At 68.8% G+C, this 18,851-nt stretch carries 17 protein-coding genes; 11 read left to right on the top strand and 6 right to left on the bottom strand.

What is annotated here, in order from left to right; all coding sequences use genetic code 11:
* The first annotated feature begins 61 nt into the window (after positions 1-61).
* From ACRX5W_RS14725 to ACRX5W_RS14695, 7 genes are all read left to right on the top strand, one after another.
* On the top strand, positions 62-2,599 hold the full coding sequence (locus ACRX5W_RS14725) for a hypothetical protein (protein WP_436788551.1): 2,538 nt from the start codon (positions 62-64) through the stop codon (positions 2,597-2,599).
* 390 nt (positions 2,600-2,989) lie between these two features.
* The gene (locus tag ACRX5W_RS14720; RefSeq protein ID WP_436788550.1) at positions 2,990-3,430 is read left to right on the top strand and encodes a hypothetical protein; all 441 of its coding nucleotides are present in this window, start codon (positions 2,990-2,992) and stop codon (positions 3,428-3,430) included.
* A gap of 1,653 nt (positions 3,431-5,083) precedes the next feature.
* A complete protein-coding gene (locus tag ACRX5W_RS14715) occupies positions 5,084-6,325 on the top strand; it encodes a S8 family serine peptidase (protein ID WP_436788549.1) in 1,242 nt (413 codons plus the stop codon).
* Positions 6,326-6,537: 212 nt separating this feature from the next.
* The gene (locus tag ACRX5W_RS14710) at positions 6,538-6,726 is read left to right on the top strand and encodes a hypothetical protein (protein WP_436788548.1); all 189 of its coding nucleotides are present in this window, start codon (positions 6,538-6,540) and stop codon (positions 6,724-6,726) included.
* Positions 6,727-6,913: 187 nt separating this feature from the next.
* Positions 6,914-7,294, top strand: a complete 381-nt coding sequence (locus ACRX5W_RS14705) for a VOC family protein (RefSeq protein ID WP_436788547.1) — start codon at positions 6,914-6,916, stop codon at positions 7,292-7,294.
* Complete coding sequence (locus ACRX5W_RS14700) at positions 7,294-8,172, top strand: hypothetical protein (protein ID WP_436788546.1); 879 nt, start codon at positions 7,294-7,296, stop codon at positions 8,170-8,172. Before ACRX5W_RS14705 ends, ACRX5W_RS14700 begins: the two co-directional genes overlap by 1 nt.
* Before the next feature lie 77 nt (positions 8,173-8,249).
* Positions 8,250-9,257: a Scr1 family TA system antitoxin-like transcriptional regulator gene (locus ACRX5W_RS14695; protein WP_436788545.1), complete on the top strand. Its 1,008-nt coding sequence runs from the start codon at positions 8,250-8,252 to the stop codon at positions 9,255-9,257.
* 126 nt (positions 9,258-9,383) lie between these two features.
* Here the strand turns inward: ACRX5W_RS14695 and ACRX5W_RS14690 are convergent, their stop codons facing one another.
* Complete coding sequence (locus ACRX5W_RS14690) at positions 9,384-9,998, bottom strand: DUF6000 family protein (RefSeq protein WP_436788544.1); 615 nt, start codon at positions 9,996-9,998, stop codon at positions 9,384-9,386.
* 390 nt (positions 9,999-10,388) lie between these two features.
* Between ACRX5W_RS14690 and ACRX5W_RS14685 the strand changes: the two genes are divergently transcribed.
* Entirely contained in the window at positions 10,389-11,396 is a 1,008-nt protein-coding gene (locus ACRX5W_RS14685; protein ID WP_436788543.1) for a hypothetical protein, read from the top strand.
* A 19-nt stretch (positions 11,397-11,415) separates the two neighbouring features.
* Here the strand turns inward: ACRX5W_RS14685 and ACRX5W_RS14680 are convergent, their stop codons facing one another.
* The 5 genes from ACRX5W_RS14680 to nucS form a co-directional block, all read right to left on the bottom strand.
* The gene (locus tag ACRX5W_RS14680; protein WP_436788542.1) at positions 11,416-11,838 is read right to left on the bottom strand and encodes a hypothetical protein; all 423 of its coding nucleotides are present in this window, start codon (positions 11,836-11,838) and stop codon (positions 11,416-11,418) included.
* Positions 11,839-12,128: 290 nt separating this feature from the next.
* Positions 12,129-12,707 carry a hypothetical protein gene (locus ACRX5W_RS14675; protein ID WP_436788541.1) on the bottom strand — a complete coding sequence of 193 codons (579 nt, stop codon included), beginning with the start codon at positions 12,705-12,707 and terminating at the stop codon, positions 12,129-12,131.
* A complete protein-coding gene (locus ACRX5W_RS14670; RefSeq protein ID WP_436788540.1) occupies positions 12,700-13,218 on the bottom strand; it encodes a SigE family RNA polymerase sigma factor in 519 nt (172 codons plus the stop codon). Before ACRX5W_RS14670 ends, ACRX5W_RS14675 begins: the two co-directional genes overlap by 8 nt.
* A gap of 243 nt (positions 13,219-13,461) precedes the next feature.
* On the bottom strand, positions 13,462-14,064 hold the full coding sequence (locus ACRX5W_RS14665; RefSeq protein WP_436788539.1) for a hypothetical protein: 603 nt from the start codon (positions 14,062-14,064) through the stop codon (positions 13,462-13,464).
* Positions 14,065-14,237: 173 nt separating this feature from the next.
* Positions 14,238-14,897: an endonuclease NucS gene (gene nucS, locus ACRX5W_RS14660; protein ID WP_436788538.1), complete on the bottom strand. Its 660-nt coding sequence runs from the start codon at positions 14,895-14,897 to the stop codon at positions 14,238-14,240.
* Between the two features lie 263 nt (positions 14,898-15,160).
* Here nucS and ACRX5W_RS14655 point away from each other — a divergent pair, with 263 nt between their 5' ends.
* The 3 genes from ACRX5W_RS14655 to ACRX5W_RS14645 all read left to right on the top strand — a co-directional run bounded on the left by ACRX5W_RS14655 (position 15,161) and on the right by ACRX5W_RS14645 (position 18,801).
* Positions 15,161-15,553 carry an SCO5389 family protein gene (locus tag ACRX5W_RS14655; protein ID WP_436788537.1) on the top strand — a complete coding sequence of 131 codons (393 nt, stop codon included), beginning with the start codon at positions 15,161-15,163 and terminating at the stop codon, positions 15,551-15,553.
* 395 nt (positions 15,554-15,948) lie between these two features.
* Positions 15,949-16,368 carry a VOC family protein gene (locus tag ACRX5W_RS14650; protein ID WP_436788536.1) on the top strand — a complete coding sequence of 140 codons (420 nt, stop codon included), beginning with the start codon at positions 15,949-15,951 and terminating at the stop codon, positions 16,366-16,368.
* A gap of 657 nt (positions 16,369-17,025) precedes the next feature.
* On the top strand, positions 17,026-18,801 hold the full coding sequence (locus ACRX5W_RS14645) for a 3-hydroxyacyl-CoA dehydrogenase family protein (protein WP_436788535.1): 1,776 nt from the start codon (positions 17,026-17,028) through the stop codon (positions 18,799-18,801).
* Positions 18,802-18,851 lie beyond the last annotated feature (50 nt).

Raw genomic sequence — 18,851 nt, 5'->3', positions numbered from 1 at the left:
GCGGGGTGACGGCGTGGGTGCCCGGCCGCGGCGGTCCGTGTACGGGGAACGAAGGAGACTCATGGACAGAACCCCGCGGCGCGTCGGGGACGGGCACCAGGACCCGCAGAGCCGGGACGGGGCTGCCGGCACAGGGGCGCGTGAGGGGGACGAAGCGGGCGGCGGGCCGTCGCCTGAGCGTCGGTTCGGTCGTATGGGACGCGCCGAGCGCGTGCGCCTGGCGATGCTGCCCGATGTGGACGACGGGCCGGGATCGGGCGGAGCGGACGACGCGCATGACCGTGGCGGGGATGCCCACGGAACCCGGGCCGAAGGCGCCGGGGCGCCCTTCCGGCGCTGGGATGAGCCGGACGAGCAGCCCCGCCGCGACGGTCCGGCCGACGAACGGCCGCTGGGCGAAGCCGCGTTCACCGGTGTCGCGGGGCCGACAGGGGTCGGCGCGCTGGTCCAACTTGCCGTCGGCGAGCACCTTTTGACTCTCGGCACCCCGGACGGCAGCGAAGTCGTACGGCTTCCCGTGGCGTCGCGGCCGATTCCCGCGCGCCGCAGCGCCGTCGCCCGACCCACGGAATCTCTGCCGCTCGGCCGCAAAGGCGAAATCGCGGCGATACGCGGTCTGTTGGGCCAGGGGACGTCCGTACGCGTGAACGGGCCCGCCGGGATCGGGCGCAGCACGCTGCTCAAGTACCTCGCGTCGGAGGACGCGGCCGGCGCCCCCGACGGTGTCGTGTTTCTCGACGGCAGCCGACGCGGGCTCGACGACCTCCTCCAGCAGTTCCACGACGCGTGCTTCACCGGCGACCCGCACCGCCCGGGCCGCGACACCCTGGCCGGACTCCTCGCCGACGTCGCCGCTTTGGTGGTCATCGACGACCTCGACATCCGCTCCGACGAGATCGACGAACTCCTGCGCATGGCACCGGAATGCGTGTTCCTGGTCGCGGCGAGGCCATCCGCGCGCAATCCGGACGGCGGCATTGCGGAGGCAGCCGCGCGGGCCGATTCGCCGTTCCACGAGATCACCCTCGGCGGCCTCCCGCAGGAAGCGTCGTTCGCCCTCCTCGCGCGCGCCGCCGACCGCGAGCTCGATGACGAGGAACTGGCGTGGGCAGCCGCGCTGTGGTTCGAAGTGGACGGCCACCCCGGCCGGTTCGTGCAGGCCGGCGCCTTGCTCGCCCGTCTCGGGACGGGAGTTCGCCCGGGCGGGGCGGACGGGAAGGGCGACCTCGGCGAGGAGGCGTCCGCGTACGACATCTTCACCGCGCAATTCGGGTCTCCCACACCGGAGTTGCCGTCACCGGGCGAACCGCGGCTGTTCGTCCCCCGGCTGGTGCCGCTGTTGTCGTCGTCGGCACAGCAAGTGCTGCGTCTGGGCGCGGCGTTGGAGGGCATGCTGCCCGACCCAGACCACCTGCCGGCGCTCACCGGCGCGACCGACGCGCACAGCGCCGCGGGCGAACTTGTCGCGACGGGGCTGGCCGTCGTCGAAGGCGGCCGATACCGCCTAGCCGGCGGCGTCGCGGAGGAAGCCGCCGGCCTGTTGCGCGGCCCGTCGTCGTGGACCGTCGCGGCGATGCAGCACTTCACGTGGTGGGTCTCGCACCCGACCGTGGGCGCCGCGCAAGTCGCCGACGAGGCCGAGGTGATCCTGGCCTGCCTGCGCGAGGTCGAACGCCTCGGCAAACCGAGTTCGGTACGTGTCCTCGCCCGCGCCGCGGCACCCGCGTTCGCGTCCGCGCTGCGCTTCGAGGCGTGGCGCAACTGCCTGGAACTCGGCCGTGCGGCCTCCGAATCCTCCGGAGCATCGGCTGAACAAGCTTGGTTCCGCCACGAGTTGGCGGTACTGGCACTGTGCGAGGGGGACACCGACCAGGCCCGCGAGGAGGCGACCGCCGCCTCACGCCTGCGCGACGCCGCCGACAAGCGCGGCCTCGCCGCCGACCGCAGGGTGCTCCTCCTGGCCGGGGAACGCCCCCGGGCGGTCGGCGGAGGCATCGCGGTGGACGCCACCGCGGTCAGCCGCCGCCGCGCGATGTCCGCGTCGATGGCCGGCAAACGCGGTGTCATGACGCTCGGCGCCGCGGCCCTCCTCGTGGTGACCCTCGGCGTCGTGGTCGGCATGGGAAGCAGCGACACCTCGAACGGAGGAGAAAGCCCGAGCACCGACGACGTGACGGTCAGCCGTACCGTGCCTGTCGGCGGTAACTCCGCGGTGGTCGTGGCCCCGGTCACGGGCGCGGACGACCGCCGCTCGGAGGCCGCGCCGTCGGACACCCGCAACTCCCCGGCCCCGAGCGACGCGCGGAGCCCCTCCACGACGAAGTCCCCGACGGTGAGCGCGTCCGCGACCACACCGGGAACGACACCGCCCCCGGCACCGCCGCCTCCGCCCCCTCCGGGGGGAGCGCCGCTCCCGCCGGCTCCGCAGCCGACGCCGCCGGGGCCGAACACGGGGGGCTCGACGCCGAGTTCGCCGCCGGGTGGCTCAAGCACCACTCCGGCGTCGTCTGCTTCGGCGTCGTCGTCACCCACGACCAGCTCGGCACCGCCCGCGCCGACCACGACCGCGCCTGCCGGGACCACGAGCCTGGAGGGCTGATATCGCGCATCGCCCCGGCGCCACGGACGGTTGGCACAAGCCGTGGCGCCGGTTCGTGCAACGCTGGAGTTGGTGCGGGGGAGGCGGCCATGATGGTTCTGCGGCCGGACGAGAAGGCCCGTACGGACAAGGGTTCGTGCGGGCCACGGCCGGTGAAACAGGGGGTTCCGACCGCCGCACGGTGCTTTCCGGTGGGAGGTATGACCCGTACGCGAACCCCCGAAGCAGTGATAGGCGTCGGCAGCGTCCCTTATCGGGATGGTTCCGGCGCGGCGGTTGGCTAGACTCAGGCGCGGGTGCCCGGGTTGCGGGTGCCGGAAGCTTCCACGGGGGGAGGCACCTGTGACACCAGTGCCCGATGCAGCGGCATCCCCGGGCGACGTGGCCCGGATGACAGCGGATCTCGAATCGCTGAAGAGCTTCGAGCGCGAAGTCCTCGCCATTCTCGATCGGTTGAACATCGAGCATCTGCCGACCGTTGACGCGGTCCCGGCCGAGCTGGCCCCGGCGATTTTCGGAGCGGGTTTCACCGAGGCCGATTACGCGTCCAAGACGGCGTTGGCCGTGGCCGAGGAGATCCGCAGCTTCGCCCGCATGCTGCACAAGCAAATCGAGGCGTTGGCCCTGACGATCCGCATAGCCGCGGATACGACGGCAGTGACCGAGGGCGAGAACAAGCGCAAGCTGCTGACCCTGATTCTGGGCGCGCCCGGTCAGGAGCTGTCGTTCAACGTGAACGTGCCCACAGCGGCGCCTGCGGACCCGTCGAAGACCGGCGCACCGCCGCAGATTCCTGGGGCACCGGCGTCCCCGGGCGCGGCGAGTGGGTGACGCCGTGTCGGCTGTTGGGCGTGTAAATGTCGGTCGTGTTGGTTGATCGGGGGATGTGGTTCTTGTGACGACGGATTTCTCGGGGATGGACTACGCGTCGCTTAAGAGTCTTTCGGAGCAGATGAATGGCGAGCAGATTTCTGCTGCGGGCAGGCGGTTGGTGGAGTCTGCGCAGTTGCTTCGTGATGCGACGTTGGCGTTGTTCTTGAAGCGCGAGACTGTCGTATGGACCGGGTCGGCTGGGGACCGGTTCCATAAGTGGACGCAGAGTCTGACGAACTCGACGTTTCAGCTTGCGGACTTCGTGCACAACCAGGGGACGCGTCTGGAGTTCGTCGGGGGCACGGTCATCGAGGCGAAGGCTCGGTTTCCGCAGGTGTCGCAGGAGCGGCTTGACCAGCATGCGGCGATGGTGGCGAATCCGGTGCCGTTGCCGGGCGCAGACGCGGGGGCGGCTGCCGCGGCCATGGTGCAGAGCGACAAGGAGATCCGGGACGCCCAGGTGGGGGCCGCCGAGCAGATGCGGATCATCGCGCAGAGCTACGAGGGCGCGGCTTACACGATGCAGCTTGAGCCCCGACCGGAGTTCCATAAGCCGGCCGATGTCCACGACGTCCAATTCTTCCGGGCGAGTGAGGACGTCAGCGTGGGTGGAGGTTCCGGGGGCTCTGGAAGCTCCGCGGTTTCCGGTGGTTCGAGTCAGGGATACGGTTCTGGCGGGCGTGTTTCGGGGGGAGCTACGGCGCAGGTCGACCCGACCGCATACGCCGACAGCGGTGCGGGGACGGTGAGTGGGGGGCATGTTGGTTCTGTTGTGCCGTCCGGTGTGACAGCGGTGACGCCGCCGCTTGCCGCCGACTTGGCGCAGGTGACGCCGACTTCGTATGCGCCCGCGCCGGTGGTCCCCGACACGAGTCTCGCGGTTGCGCCGCAAACGCCGACCAACGTACCTGCTTCTGTTGTGTCTTCGGCTCCGACAGGTTTTGTCGGGGGGAGTACGGGGAGCAGCGGCGGTTCGGGGATTGTTGGTGCCGGAGGCCGAGTCCAGCCGGGAGCGCGCGTGTCGGGCATCGGTGGCAAGACAACGGGTGCTGCTCCTTCCGCTTCGGGAGGGGTTTTGCCTCGGCGGTCTGAGGGGGTCGTGGGTGGGACCGCGCGCCCGGGGCAGCAGCAGCCTCATGAGGGGCGTGTCAGTGGCGGGCGTACGGGCATGCCGATGACCGGTGGCGTGGGAGGTCCGGCTCCGTCGGGGGGTGCAGCGGGTCGTTCGGTGACCGGTCGCCCGCTGGGGGGAGTGCCGGGAGGTGTCGTCGGAGGAGCCCCCGCGAGTGGCAGGCCCGGTAGTCGCCGGGAGTTCACCACGGGCGGCTCCGGACTTCGGTCGCGTGACACCACGTCGGCCGGTGCGTCCGGCTCATCGACTGGGGGTACTTCGCATGGTCGGCCCGGAGGCGGCATGCATGGCGGCGCTGCTGCCGCACCACCCGCCGGGGAACGGGGTCGGCGGGAGCGTGCGGACTACCTCACGGAGGACGACGAGTACTGGAACGGTCGGCGCAATGACGGCGTGCCTCCGGTGATCGGCTGACGATGTCTCAGCAGTCGAGATCAAGCGGGCGCGGGCGTGTGATCCGGAATATGTGGGCGCGGCGGGTGGCCATTGCGGTCGCGGGGTTTGTGGTCGTTGTGGCAACACTCGTCGGTGCTCCGTCGGCGCATGCTGTCGAGTCCATCAGGCAGGAGCAGTGGTACCTGAATTCCTGGAAGATTGAGGAGGCTTGGAAGATCTCCAAGGGCGAGGGCGTGGAGATCGCGCTCGTCGACAGCGGCGTTGATACCGCGCATCCGGACCTGGTCGGACAGGTGACCGAAGCCCCCTCGTGGGGCGGATTCGGAAACGGTCATGGAACGTCGTTGGCGAGCCTGATCGCGGGCAGTGGGCGGGGTGTTGGCGGCCAAGGGGCGTACGGGGTCGCGCCCAAGGCGAAGATCGTCTCGTACAACGCCGGGCTTGGGGCCAGCGATCTGATGGACGGATCCAAGGTCGCGCCAGCCATTCGGGCTGCGGCCGATTCGTCGGCTGAAATCATCAACTTGTCTTTCGGGGGTAGCCCGAATCCTGCTCGGGACGAGGCCGTTTCCTACGCACTCAGCCGAGGGAAGCTGGTGGTTGCAGGGGGAGGGAATGTGGCTGAATACAACCAGTCGACCCCCTACCCGGCGTCTTTTCCCGGAGTTTTGGGGGTTGGCGCGTACGACCGTAATGGCATCGCCTGGACTGGGACCCTCGCCGGTCACTGGATTTCGCTCGCCGGCCCCGGCGTGGACATTTACTCGGCTTGCACGGGCGCGACCGGTTACTGCAAGTCTTCGGGAACGTCCGACGCCGCCGCCCTCACCTCCGGCGTTGCCGCCCTGCTCTGGGCCAAGTACCCGCACTACACCGCGAACCAGATCATCCGCGTCCTGATCGACTCCGCGAACAAGCCGAACGTGCCCGTCCCCAACGAGTATCTCGGCTGGGGCAACGTCAGCCCCCGCAACGCCCTGAACTGGACCGGAGACCCCGGCCCACCCGACGTCAACCCCCTGATCGGCAAACGCGGCGAGATGCCCACACCCTCCCCGTCCCCGTCCTCGACCGCCGCGACGATGTCGCCCTCACCGTCCCCGGCGGCCACCGCCGCACCATCCCCACAGCCCTACGTCAGCGCTGTCGCCGCACCACCGAACGACAGTGGCGAATCCGATTCCGGCATGCTCCTCGTCGGCATCATTGTGGCCGGAGTAGCGGTCCTCGGCGGTGGGCTTGTTTTGTTCTTCCGCTCGCGTGCCAATCGCCCGGGACCGCCGACGGGCGGCCCGCCTCCTTATGCGAACTTCCAGCAGAATTAAGCGTCCGCAACCGCCGGTCAGTGCTCACGCTTTGAAGTGTCGAGTGGCCCCTGAGGTATTGATGGCGGCCACCGAATCCACTCCCGTCCGTGCGGCCCGCCGTTTTGCCGCCGTGCGCCCAAGCCACCGCACCCAGCCCACAGGAACAGCAACTTCCGTTCCTCTGCGAAGACTTCGATTGTGCGAATGTTCGGGTGGAGTCGGGAGGTGCGATGAGCAGGCGGCGTTACGTGGCGAGGGGTGTGCCCGGTGGTTACCGGGTGTGGGACAACCGGCGGCGACGGTGGTGGGGAGATCTCTATGAGTTGTGTCCTGACGACCTGCTGGCCGAGCTGAACGCCGGGGCTGATCCGGACAAGATCACGGCATTGCTCAAGCGGTACCGGGCGCTCAAGCGCTAGCCGTGGCTCAAGTCGGCATCTGACCGCATGGCCAACGGGCGTGACCGGCTACTCGGACATGGCGGCCCGGAAATCATTTTTCCGTTCCGGCCCCGTTGGTACGGTCTGGGGGATCGGTTCCGTTGCCGGGAGACATGAGTTCGCGTGCGGTTTCCCGGCAGTTCCCGGCTGAGAGCAGGTTTCGCATATGGCATGTCGAATCAGTGAGCTCGTGCTCGGTTGCCGCGACCCTGAGGCGCTGGCGAAGTTCTGGTGCGAGGTCCTCGACTTCGTCGTGCTCGACCGTGAGGACGACGGCTCGGTGGAGATCGGGCCGCAGGAAGGGTTCGGTGGTCCGCAGCCGACGATCATCCTCAGCCGAAGGGACGAGCCGGAGCCGGGGAAGTCCCGGCTGCACATCGACGTCAATGCGACCGACCGCGATCAGGACGCCGAGCTCGAACGCCTTCTGGCGCTTGGTGCGCGCCCGGCCGACATCGGTCAGACAGGAGAAGAGCAGTGGCACGTCTTGGCCGACCCCGAGGGCAATGAGTTCTGCCTGCTGAAGGCTCGCCTAGACCCGCTTTGATGTCGTTGTTCGCGAAAGATCGACGCCCGGCGGCCTTCTCGTGCTCAATCGACAGCGGGCAACATCCGCTGGTCCGTGGGTGTGACGCATGTGCGCAGCCTGCCGACGATCCGGCGGATGCCACCAGGGGCTTTCTCGCGAGCAAGGCCGAACGCTCGTGGGTGGTCGCCAATTTGGTCTATGACGTACGTGAGGGCTCCGGCGCGTTGGTTGGCTGGACTCAAGCCCTGGTGGCCCGGGTTCGTGACCGCAGGGCTGGTAACCAGAAACGACGTCGAGATGTACGAATACCGGCGGAACATGCGGCTGCTGTGAATCCCGACGGTCGCAGTTCACTCCGGGACTCGGCGAAGCCCGGACAACACCCGGAGTATCACCCCGGTGTCCGCCGCATGATGTCCGTGCGCGCGCAGTCGTCGGGCCTCCTGCATCGCCGCCGGGCCGACCGCGTGTTCGATGGCGAGAGCCAGAACGGCCGCTTCCATCGGGGATGTTCGCAGGTGGAGCGGGCCGACGAGGTATCCGCCATCGCGGAGATGGATCGCTGCCTGGGAGAAGTGGAGTTCCACGCACCGTTCGGGGTACGGCAGACCGGACAGCGCGTCAGGGTTGAGCGGTTTGGCCGTCAAGTCGGCGAAGTTTGTAGTCACTTGCTCTCTCCGTTGATGCAGCGTGCGCACGCGCAGTTCGGCCAGGCGAGGGAGGAAGCCGAGCTGATGAACGGATCGTCGTGTGAACGAACAACACGAATCCGCTCCCTGCGACCTTGGAAGGGCCGGCCGTTTTCGCCGACCGCGTACGTGGCGACCGTCATGCGGCTCGCGCGACGCGGCTCGGGTGCCTCACTGCTCACTTCTCGCCTCCAAGTGACCGATTGATTACTCAGAGAACACGGCGGGACGCTACCTTGGGAACGGTTTCCAACTCCTGTTCCAAACTTCGGGGGTAGCACCGAATGACGGCTGAAAAGGATGTCGATCCGACTGACTCCCTGTGGGCGCTTCTCGCCTTTCACGTGCGACGACTCCGCAAGGAGAGGGGGTGGACGCAGGAGAAGCTCGCGGAGGAGGCGCACTCCACAAGTTCGACAGTGGGAGCCGTCGAGACGTTGGAGCGCAAACCGAAACCCGATTTGGCTGCCGCGATCGACAAGGCCCTCGGCGCCGGGGGCATGCTGATCGATCTCGCCCACCACGCGCGGATCCTGTCCGCCGGGATGCCGCGTTGGTTCGAGACGCTGACCAAAGCCGAGCGTGACGCGGCACGCATCCGCACTTTCGAACCCCAAGCGATCCCTGGCCTGTTGCAGTGCGAGGAGTACGCCCGTGCGCAGTTCGCCGCACTGCGCGACGGCGAAGAGCTTGAAACGCGCGTCGCGGCGCGCATGGCGCGGCAGGAAGTCCTCTCCGGTGACAAGCCGTTGAAGCTGTGGGCGATCCTGGACGAGGCTGTTCTGCTCAGGGTTGCCGCAACCCCGGGCGTGGCACGGCCTCAGCTCACCCATCTGCTCAAGATGGCCGAACGTCCCAACATCGTGATCGAGGTGCTGCCTCTCGGCTGCGGCATTCACGCGTGCATGGACGGCGGGTTCGTCCTGCTGACAATGCGCAATCGCAGCGAAGCCGCGTACATCGAAGCCATGGGCGAGGGGCACTTGATCTCGCAGGACGACCGCGGTGGACCAGTGCGAGCGTCGATACGATCTGCTGCGTGCCGAGACGTGGTCGGCCTCGCGCTCCATCGAGTACATCCGCGATCTTCTGGAGAGAAGCACATGAGCATGGCATCGAGCCAGAACGTCACGTGGCGCAAGTCGAGCTATAGCGGCAACCAAGGCGGAAACTGTGTCGAGGTCGCCTCGTTGGACGGTGTGGGTGTCCGTGACAGCAAGGATGTTCGTCGTGGCCACCTGACCATTCGTCCCGCTGCGTGGGAAACGCTCACCGCTGCCCTGAAGCGTTGAAGGGTAACGACCGGCGCTTTCACGCTTGTTGAAGGCCACTGACGAACCCTGAGAGCGCCCGTCCCGACCATGCGGCGCCGGACGGGCGCTCTCTGGTCCGCTGTGCGCGATCAACAGGCGTACGAGCTACGCGTGACCTTGCTTCGTGCGCGCGGCGCTTTCGGAGGCGAAGGCGCAGAACTGGCCGACGATGCGGCCATAGCTGTGCGGGTCGATCGTTGGCTCGCCGATCCATTGCTCCCAGAGACCACCTTCGCCGGCGAAGCGGGACACGCGATCGGTGGTGCTTCGGCTGTCGAGGTGCAGGAGCGCGCCGATGGCGAACTCCTGGTCGTAGCGGAGGTCAGGGCGTCGCAAGTACCGGTCGAGATAGGCGCACAGCAGATCCGCGTCCGCGACGGTGCCGAAGGTTGCGAGCGCGACGCAGTAGCCCTGGCCCGCGTAGCAGACTTCGCTGTCAAGCAGGAGCTCGCCGAGCCGGTCGCGGAACTCGGTCCTGCCGGCGACGGCGATCAGCCAGGCTGCGGTTCGGCGTTCCCGCCATCCCGCCTCCAGCAGGACACCCAGCTCACGGGGCGTGATTTCACCGGCAGCGTCGGCGAGCTCTTGGGCGAACTGCGCGCGTTCAGGCCCGTCGAGCCGCAACAGGCGGCCGCCCAGTCGCCGGTACCGTCGGTCGACGGTGATGTAGCGGCGCACCAGATCCAGCAGCTCCGGGTCTCCCTCGTGCGGGTAGCGCATGCGCGAAATTCTGTCTGGGACCGGCTGGTCTCACCAGCGGTTTTGTCGCGGCCCGAGGCGAAGTGAGGGTGCTCTCCCGGATCGATGTCGTCGACATCGGGAAAGACAAGGGCCGCTGCCAGGCCCGATGATGCGCAAGGGCGCTGGGGCAGGCGTGTTCCGGGCGAACGGTCAGATGCCGCATCCACGGGTGGGTTGTCGTGAGGTGACCTGCACGCTCGTTTGCGCGGTGGTTGGCCAGGCAGCCAAGTCTCGCCACCGGGGTGTTTTTCCGGTTGGTTGGTTGCAGGGTGACCGACCGGCTACGCTTCGTGTCAGGTCAACAACATAAATGACCCCGGCGGTGTTGGAGCACCCCGGGGCATGGCACGAAGAGAATCGAGCTCTTACATGCGAGTTCAGCTTACCCCGCGCGCGCGTGCGTTCAGCGTGCTCGGCAACGACGTTCTGCAGGATTCCGGGATCAGCTACCCCGCGCTCGGCGTCCTCGTCCACCTGCTGTCGCTTCCCGACGGGGCGCGAATCGACGTACGCACCCTCGCCGACCGTCGAAGTGGCTTGGGGCGACAGGGAGTCGCGAACGCACTGGACGAACTGGTCGAAGCCGGTTACTACGTTCGCGAAACCGTCCGCGACGCCGAGACCGGTCGCATCCGTACCGAGACGCTTGTCCGCGACACCCGGCACGAGGCCGAGGGCCCGTCGCCGCTTCCCGTGCCTGCGGGAACCGGCCGCCCGGCGAAGGGTGCCTCGGGAGCGTTCCCTTACGGGAAAAAGAACCGGGGAAAAGAACCCACCCACCCCGCGCCGAAACCGGCGCGCCGGAACACGCCGCGCACGGCAGCGGCCGTACTGCCGAAGCAGCGGCGGGTGGGTGGGGCTCCGCCCGCGCGCACACCCCGTCCCCGTCCGCAGCTCCCGGACGCCGCCGAACTTCCCGGGCTGTCCGAGAGCTCCGCGCGCGGGATCGCGCTGCTGGCCCGCCTTGGCCGGTACGAACCGAGGCTCGCCCTCGGTGCCACCGACACGCTTCGGCTGGCCCGGCTCGCCGAACTCTGGCTCGACACCGGGGTGTCCGAGTCGGCGACCAGGGCCATGCTCACCGAGGGACTGCCGCAAGTCATCCACAGCCCAGCCGGGTTGCTCGCCGACCGCCTCAACCGTAAACTCCCCGCCCCACGCCGGGAATCCGCCGCAGAAGGCCCGGCCCTCGCGGAGTGCCCCGAGTGCCGTGATCCGCTGCCGCGCGGCCAAAGCGCCGCCCTGTGCCGTACGTGTTCCGGCGCGGTGTCCCGGACTGCACCAACGGGGCCTGCGGCAAAGGCATTTGCCGCGCAGATCACCGAACTGCGCGCGATGGTGGCAGCAAGTCGCGGACACTCGCTTGCCGTGGTGTGACGCTCGACGAGGGCTGATGTCAGGGCGTGTACAGGGATTGCAGTCTGGTCACCCGACCCTCTCCGTCGAAGCTCAGGTCGTAGCCGAAACCTGCGCGGAACGCGGGCTCGTGGGACATCAGTCGACTGACGAACTCGGCCTGGGAGTACGGCGCAGCCTGGGATTCGTCGCCGAGTGGGGACGACAGCAGCACCTGGGCATCCTGGGCGAAGGACACGGTGGTGTACGGGCCTTCGCTTGGGACGATCACCCACGCCTCGTGCGGCTCGGTGACCGCGTCCTTCCGGGCGGGCCGCACCGACAGGTAGGTCCGTCCGTCAGCGGCCCAGGCCTTCTCGATCTGCACGAACTGCTTGGTCCCGGCCCAGGGGGCCGCACTGGTCGGCGCCGACGTGCCGGCCGGAACCGTGGCGGTGCCGGGAATGGGAGGTGAGACTGTCACGTCGCTCGAAGTGGGGGGCGAGACCGTGGTGTTGGTCGAAGCGGAAGGAGAGCTCGCCGCGTCGGTCGGAGCGGAAGGCGTTGACGGTGTTTCTTGCGCTGTGGCGTCCGCCTGGCCGCCCCCGCCGTCGCCGCTGCACCCGGTCAGGGCCACGGCCCCGAAGGCGAGTGCGGTGAGGCAGCGCAGGACGGTCCGGCGGCGTGAGACACACGTGTTCAACGATCCTCCTGGGATCAGGTGTGGTGTGGATTCACGCTCTCTACGCGCTGCTACCCGTCCGGGTTCCACTCTCATTTGGCGAGCCAGTACGCCTCCCGCAGCGACTGCACTCGGCCCTCGCTGTCGTAGTCGATGGCGAACATCCGGCGCGGCTCGGCGTTCAGCCGATCCACCAGCAGGCCCAGCTCCACATCTGCCGGGGCCCCGCCCGCCAACTCCCGTACTTCCACCAGAGTTCTCCGGGGCAGCGTCAGCGTGTGCACGACACCGACGGGTACGAGCTTGTCCTGCTCGGTACGAAGCTGCTCGACGGTGACCTGCACCATGTCTCCGCTCGCCACAGCGCCGTAGACGAACCCCAGTTCCGCGCCGTACTCCTGCCCCGGAGCCGGCGTTGGTGGCACGAACATCGAAGCGGTCGGCGTCGGACTGACAGCGGCCGGTTCGGACTCCCGGTCGGCGCCGGCGAGCGACAGACCCCCCACAACGAGAGCCGCCGCCAGCAGCGCGCCGCCCGAGGCCAAGGCCGTCCGCTTACGGCGCAGGCGCCGATCACCGCGCGTCCGGATCCGTTCGGCGGTCAGCGGCGACGCGTGCCGCCGACCCGACTCGGCGAGGTCGGCAAGGTAATCCTTCAATTCGTCAGCCATGACGCACCTCCGACCGCCGCGTCGCCCGCGGATCCAGCTCGGTATCGGCCAACAGCCGTGCCAGCGCCGCCCGTCCCCGGCTCAGTTGCGATTTGACGGTTCCGACCGGGCAGTCGGTCTCGGTAGCCACCTCGTCGACCGTCAGGTCACACAGGTGGTGGAGCACCACGACCCGTCGCTGCGCCTCGGGTATCTGCCGCAGCGCCTGAACCAGCAGCACATGATGCGGGTCCGGTGGAGGCACCGTGGCGGGCGGACCCTGCCGCCGGACGAAAGCAAGCGCGGTACGCATCCGCCGCCATCGGCTGACCGCCAGCCGCCAGGCCACCGTGCGCACCCATGCCTCGGGGGCGCCGTTCAGGTCCAGCTCGGCCCAGTGTTCCCAGGCCCGGATGAAGGCTTCCTGGACCACGTCCTGAGCCTCGGCGAGGTCGCCCGTCATCGCGTACAACTGGCCGATGAGCCGACCGACGCTCGCGGTGTAGAAGACGTCGAAGGCGTCTTCGTCCACACCTCGACCCTATGGCTTGTCCGGTGGTGGCATACCTCTCTTCACGCTGAAAGGTGCCGATTGGCTCCTTGGTGACCCGCAAGCCGGCCGATGTACGCCGGTTCACCTCCGTCCGCGCCCCCGCCACGCTCTGGACCGGACCGGCGATCCTGTGTGTAAGCGCCGCAATCGACCGGGGCCGCCACCGGCGGGTGGCATGTATCCGTATGCGAACCCGCCTGCGGGACCGGTGAATTGCCGCCCTCAGCAGGCAGGCACCAGAGTCGGGGTTTCGGCTTCGGTCGCAATCCATGAGTCCGGGACGTAACCGGTGTCGCCGCCGGGGATGGTGATCTTGTCCCAGAGCGTCGACCTCAGGCCGTTCATGCCGTAGACCACAGGGCCCTCGGTGTGGCAGACGAGGGTCACCGGTGTGTCGTAGCGCAGGGTCGCCACGACGTCGCTGTTGCGCCTTGGGGCGGAAAGCACCGTCAGGGATTGTCTGTTGCGCGTGTACCCGGTCGTGCCCACCGGCTTGCTGCCGTCCGGGTTGCCGCCGGCCGCGGTCGGCGGCGGACCGCCGGCAGGTTGGCTCGTCGGGGAGGGGGTGCCGTCCGCAGCGGACGAGCTGGGCGACGCCTCGGCGCTCGGCGAAGCCGATTCTGCGGCGTTGGTGGTCGGGGTTCCGTCGTTGTCGGAGGTGAGGACGACGACGACCACGACCAGAGCCAGCACTATGGCGACCATGAGGCCGCGGGAGATGCGGAGGCCGCCGCCGCTGCCGGGGGTGCCGTCGCCGTCGCCGGCCGGTTTCCGGCGCACCTGGGCCCGGAGCCAGGTCGTCAGCGGTGGCGGCTTGTCGGCCACGGTCCGTCCTCCGTCGGTCGAGCGCGGTCGCACGTCGACGGCAGCCGGTCGCACGACATTGAGCGCATCCCAGGCTACCGACCGACCCGCGGCCCGGGTACGACCCGAGCGCACTCGGCCGCGTCGTCAATCTCCGTGAGGGACGCGCCAATTGCGGACGCCGGTGGAGCGGGTCAGAAAAGTTTGAGCTTGTCGTCCTCGACGCCGCGCAGGGCGTCGTAGTCGAGGACGACGCAGCCGATGCCGCGGTCGGTGGCGAGGACTTTCGCCTGGGGCTTGATCTCCTGGGCCGCGAAAATGCCCTTGACCGGGGCGAGGAGCGGGTCGCGGTTGAGGAGTTCCAGGTAGCGGGTCAGCTGCTCGACGCCGTCGATCTCGCCGCGGCGTTTGATCTCGACGGCGACTGTGGCGCCGTCGGCGTCCTTGCACAGGATGTCGACGGGGCCGATGGCGGTCGGGTATTCGCGGCGGACGAGGGTCCAGCCCGCGCCGAGTGTGGTGATGCGGTCGGCGAGGAGTTCCTGCAGGTGGGCTTCGACGCCGTCCTTCACCAGACCGGGGTCGACACCGAGTTCGTGGGAGGAGTCGTGCAGGGTCTCCTCGATGGTGATGATCAGCTTCTCGCCGGCCTTGTTGACGACCGTCCAGACACCGTCGCCCTCTTTGAGAGTGCACGGCGGGCTCATCCAGTTGAGCGGCTTGTACGCCCGGTCGTCCGCGTGGACCGACACGCTTCCGTCGGCTTTGACCATGATCAGCCGCAGGGCCGAGGGCAGGTGGGCGGCGAGCCGCCCCGCGTAGTCGACGGTGCAGCGGGCGATGACAAGACGCATGGGGATCAGCCTAGGGGCAGCGGGCGCCCCCGATCGCCCCGGGTGATGATCGGGTTCCGGACAGCCGCCTCGGTGCGAGCATGGCGCTTTGCCGGGGTGACGAGCGCTGCGGAGGCGTTGGGACAGCGACGGAAAGTTGTGATTGTCGTGCCGTGAGTGGCTGGGGCGATCGGTCCGGTTCGGTACTGGTACATCCCGTGCGGGCTGACTTACGTTGAGTCAAGTCAATTGCCGAGCAGGTGAGTTGGTGGAGGGAGCACACCATGTCGCTCGATGTGCCGCCGGGGTTGCTGGCGCAGGCCGAGGCCGGGGACGTCGACGAGGCCCAATTCGTCGAATGCATCCGCGCGTCCCTGCCGTACGCATGGGATCTGATCGCCGAGCTGGTCGTCCGACTTGAGGTCGACGGCGGCGAGTTCGCCGACAATCAGGTGCCGCCGCCGGATGAGCAGACGCGAGGGCAGTTGCTGCGGGCCCTGGCCAGCGACGCGATCCGAGGGGCGTTGGAGAGGCACCACGGGGTCAAGTTGGCGTTCCAGAACTGCCACCGGGTAGGCGTCTTCCCAGCCGGCGCCGAAGAGACCGACCGCTACCGGAAGTTCACCTCGATACGCGGCCAACTCCTCAACCAGTCACCGCTGCTGCGGGACTGCTGAGCCGTCGGACACGCCGCATCCTGAAACCCGCGTGACACGGCACACCGCCCGCAGTGCCGAGCCGGCGTACGCGGTGGGCGCGAGACCGCGCGTGCTGCTTCGCGCGGCCTTGCGATCCGCGCTGTTGCGAGGAAGACGATGCCGCGGGACCGGGCGCGGGACACACGCTGGGAACGCATGCCGGGAGCGCATGCCGGGGCGCGGGAAACCACGCGTCGGCGTGCGCTTCCGGCGCGTGTCGGTGCGGTGTGCTCGCAGGCCCCGGGGCGGTGCCGCGATGTGCCTCGACGGCGGGCGCGGTCCCGCATAGAGTCGTCCGTGCGGCATCGCGTGTCGGTCACCGGCCGGGTGAGGCATGGAGGTTCCGCGAAGTGCCGTACGGAGAACTCGCGCACATGTCAGTCGAGTTGAACCACACCATCATTCACGCCCGCGACAAGCGGGAGTCCGCCGAATTCCTGGCGGGCATTCTCGGCCTCGAAGTCGGCCCGGAATGGGGCCCGTTCCTCCCGGTGGCCACCGCCAACGGCGTCACGCTGGATTTCGCGAGCATTCCCGCGGAGTCGATCACCATGCAGCACTACGCGTTCCTCGTCTCCGACGACGAGTTCGACGCGGCGCTGGCGCGGATCCGGCAGGCCGGCGTCGAGTTCTACGCGGATCCGCGTATGCGGCGGCCGGGAGAGATCAACCGCGAGCACGGCGGTCGCGGTCTCTATTTCCTCGATCCGGCGGGGCACGGGATGGAGATCCTGACGCGCCCGTACGGCAGTGCGGAGCCGGTGGACGGCGCGGGGGCCCACACACCCGCGTGATTCGACCGCCTGCCGGGGCGGGGCGTCCGGTGCCGGAAACAGGCACGCAAGATGCGTCTCCACGTGTCAAGAGCGCATTCGGGTGACTACCCGCCCCGGTCGGCGCGACCGGATGTGTATGCGGCGGCACACTGAAGGCAGCACTTCCCTCCGACCGCTCGCAGTCAACCGTACGCACCAGTAGCATTGCCGCGAGACGTGACCGCCGACGGGCACAACCCGGGCGGCACGACACGATGTTCCGCCCACGCCTCGTCGAACCCGCCTTGATTCCGCGCCGCACGACGCGTTCCTCGCGGAAGCAGGCGCCGACCCCGGTCCGCGAGCAAGACCCCCATGCCGGTCGGCCCGCCTTCGGGCAGCACGGTGGGAAAAATCCCCATAGGACATCGAACAGCTTTTCCCATCCGGTCTGTGACTGTTGCGCCGGGCCTGTCATACTCCCGGAAAGCCGGAACTACTCCGCGGTAACCACCGCGGCAGCCGCGCGGGGGACCCGATCCGCACACCTGCGGAGAACCAGACCGCGGAGCCCGTACAGGCCGTCCGCAGGCACTTCGCCACCACCGCATGGCTCGCAGGAAAACCCGGAACCCTCTTCAGGCAACCCTCAAGGCGTACTCCCGGCCCCGGGAGACGGCATTAAAGGAGCGCATGATGGCGCGTGACATCACAACGGTCGGTGTGGTCGGCCTCGGCACCATGGGTGCCGGAATCGCGGAGGTCCTCGCCCGCGGCGGCGTCCGCGTGATCGGCGTCGAGATCGACGACGCCGCGGCCGAACGCGGACTGGCCCGCATGCGGCACTCCACCGCGCGCGCCGTCGAGCGCGGCAAGCTCACCGCGGACGACGAGCGCGCCCTGTACGAGCGGGTCTCCGTCGGCAGCGACTTGGGCGCCGTGGCGGACGCCGACCTCGTCCTCGAAGCCGTTCCGGAGCAGCTCGACCTCAAGCAGGAGCTGTTCGCCCAGCTCGACAAGGTCTGCCGCCCGGACACGATCCTCGCCACCAACACCTCGTCACTGTCCGTAACCGAACTGTCGGTGGCGACCGGCCGCTCCGCGCGCGTCGTGGGCCTGCACTTCTTCAACCCGGCGCCGGTCATGCCGCTCGTCGAGGTCGTGCGCACGGTCGTCACCGAGCCCGAGGTCCTCGACGACGTCGTGGCGCTCGCCGAAAAGCTCGGCAAGGAGCCCGTCGTCGCCGGCGACCGGGCGGGGTTCATCGCCAACGGCCTGCTGTTCGCGTACCTCAACCACGCCGCGGCGATGTTCGAGGAGAAGTACGCCACCCGGGGGGACATCGACGCGGCCATGCGCTTCGGCTGCGGGCTGCCGATGGGCCCGCTCGCGGTGCTTGACCTGGTCGGCATCGACACGGCGTACAACATCCTCCAGCAGATGTACCGCCAGTCTCGCGACCGGCTGCACGCCCCCGCGCCGATCCTGAAGCAGATGGCCACGGCCGGCCTGCTCGGACGCAAGAGCGGGCGCGGGTTCTACCGGTACGAGGAACCCGGGTCGTCGCAGGTCGTCCCGGACGCCGACGTCACCGCCCCGGTGCCCGGCACCGCACGCAGGGTGGAGACCGTCGGGGTCGTCGGCTCCGGGACGATGGCCACGGGCATCGTCGAGGTCTTCGCCAAGGCCGGATACACCGTCACCTTCGTCGCGCGCAGCGACGCCAAGGTGGGCGCGGTCACCGGCGGCCTGACCCGGTCGTTCGACAGGCAGGTGCAGCGCGGACGCCTCAGCGAGGCCGACCGCGACGCGGCGCTCGGCCGGGTCACCGGCACCACGAACCTTGAGGACCTGGCCACCGTCGACCTCGTCGTGGAGGCGGTGGTCGAGGAACTGTCGGTCAAGCGAGCGCTGTTCGAGAACTTCGACGAGATCTGCAAGCCGGGTGCCGTGCTCGCGACCACGACGTCGTCGCTGCCCGTCATCGAATGCGCGATGGCGACCGGGCGCCCCGAGGACGTCGTCGGCATGCACTTCTTCAACCCCGCGCCGGTGATGAAGCTCGTCGAGGTCGTGCGGACCGTCACCACCTCCGACGACGTCGTGGCGACCGTCCACGAGGTGTGCCGCCGGACGAAGAAGCATGCCGTCGACTGCGGCGACCGGGCCGGGTTCATCGTCAACGCACTGCTGTTCCCGTACCTCAACGACGCCGTCAAGATGCTCCAGGCCAACTACGCGTCGGCCGACGAGATCGACACCGCGATCAAGACGGGCGCGGGTTTCCCGATGGGGCCGTTCGAACTCCTCGACGTCGTCGGGCTCGACGTGTCGCTGGCGATCCAGCAGGTGTTGTTCGCCGAGTTCCGCGAGCCGGGCTGGGCCCCCGCGACACTGCTCGAACACCTCGTCACCGCAGGGTACTTGGGTCGCAAGACGGGCCGCGGATTCCGCGACTACGCCAAGAAGTGACCCAGGCGGTCGGGCGGGCCGGTTCGGCACCGGTCCGCCGGCCGCCCAGT

The sequence above is a fragment of the Yinghuangia sp. YIM S10712 genome (assembly GCF_051388935.1).
Taxonomy (GTDB): Bacteria; Actinomycetota; Actinomycetes; order Streptomycetales; family Streptomycetaceae; genus Yinghuangia.
Note: the sequence above shows the minus strand (reverse complement) of the source record. Positions and strands in the feature narration are given on the sequence as shown.

What these genes read in the sequence shown, in the direction of transcription:
- ACRX5W_RS14725 (WP_436788551.1), top strand. Translation starts at nt 62, where the DNA reads ATGGACAGAACCCCGCGGCGCGTCGGGGACGGGCACCAGGACCCGCAG.
- ACRX5W_RS14720 (WP_436788550.1), top strand. Translation starts at nt 2,990, where the DNA reads ATGACAGCGGATCTCGAATCGCTGAAGAGCTTCGAGCGCGAAGTCCTC.
- ACRX5W_RS14710 (WP_436788548.1), top strand. Translation starts at nt 6,538, where the DNA reads ATGAGCAGGCGGCGTTACGTGGCGAGGGGTGTGCCCGGTGGTTACCGG.
- ACRX5W_RS14705 (WP_436788547.1), top strand. Translation starts at nt 6,914, where the DNA reads ATGGCATGTCGAATCAGTGAGCTCGTGCTCGGTTGCCGCGACCCTGAG.
- ACRX5W_RS14700 (WP_436788546.1), top strand. Translation starts at nt 7,294, where the DNA reads ATGTCGTTGTTCGCGAAAGATCGACGCCCGGCGGCCTTCTCGTGCTCA.
- ACRX5W_RS14695 (WP_436788545.1), top strand. Translation starts at nt 8,250, where the DNA reads ATGACGGCTGAAAAGGATGTCGATCCGACTGACTCCCTGTGGGCGCTT.
- ACRX5W_RS14690 (WP_436788544.1), bottom strand. Translation starts at nt 9,998, where the DNA reads ATGCGCTACCCGCACGAGGGAGACCCGGAGCTGCTGGATCTGGTGCGC.
- ACRX5W_RS14685 (WP_436788543.1), top strand. Translation starts at nt 10,389, where the DNA reads ATGCGAGTTCAGCTTACCCCGCGCGCGCGTGCGTTCAGCGTGCTCGGC.
- ACRX5W_RS14675 (WP_436788541.1), bottom strand. Translation starts at nt 12,707, where the DNA reads ATGGCTGACGAATTGAAGGATTACCTTGCCGACCTCGCCGAGTCGGGT.
- nucS (WP_436788538.1), bottom strand. Translation starts at nt 14,897, where the DNA reads ATGCGTCTTGTCATCGCCCGCTGCACCGTCGACTACGCGGGGCGGCTC.
- ACRX5W_RS14655 (WP_436788537.1), top strand. Translation starts at nt 15,161, where the DNA reads ATGTCGCTCGATGTGCCGCCGGGGTTGCTGGCGCAGGCCGAGGCCGGG.
- ACRX5W_RS14650 (WP_436788536.1), top strand. Translation starts at nt 15,949, where the DNA reads ATGTCAGTCGAGTTGAACCACACCATCATTCACGCCCGCGACAAGCGG.
- ACRX5W_RS14645 (WP_436788535.1), top strand. Translation starts at nt 17,026, where the DNA reads ATGGCGCGTGACATCACAACGGTCGGTGTGGTCGGCCTCGGCACCATG.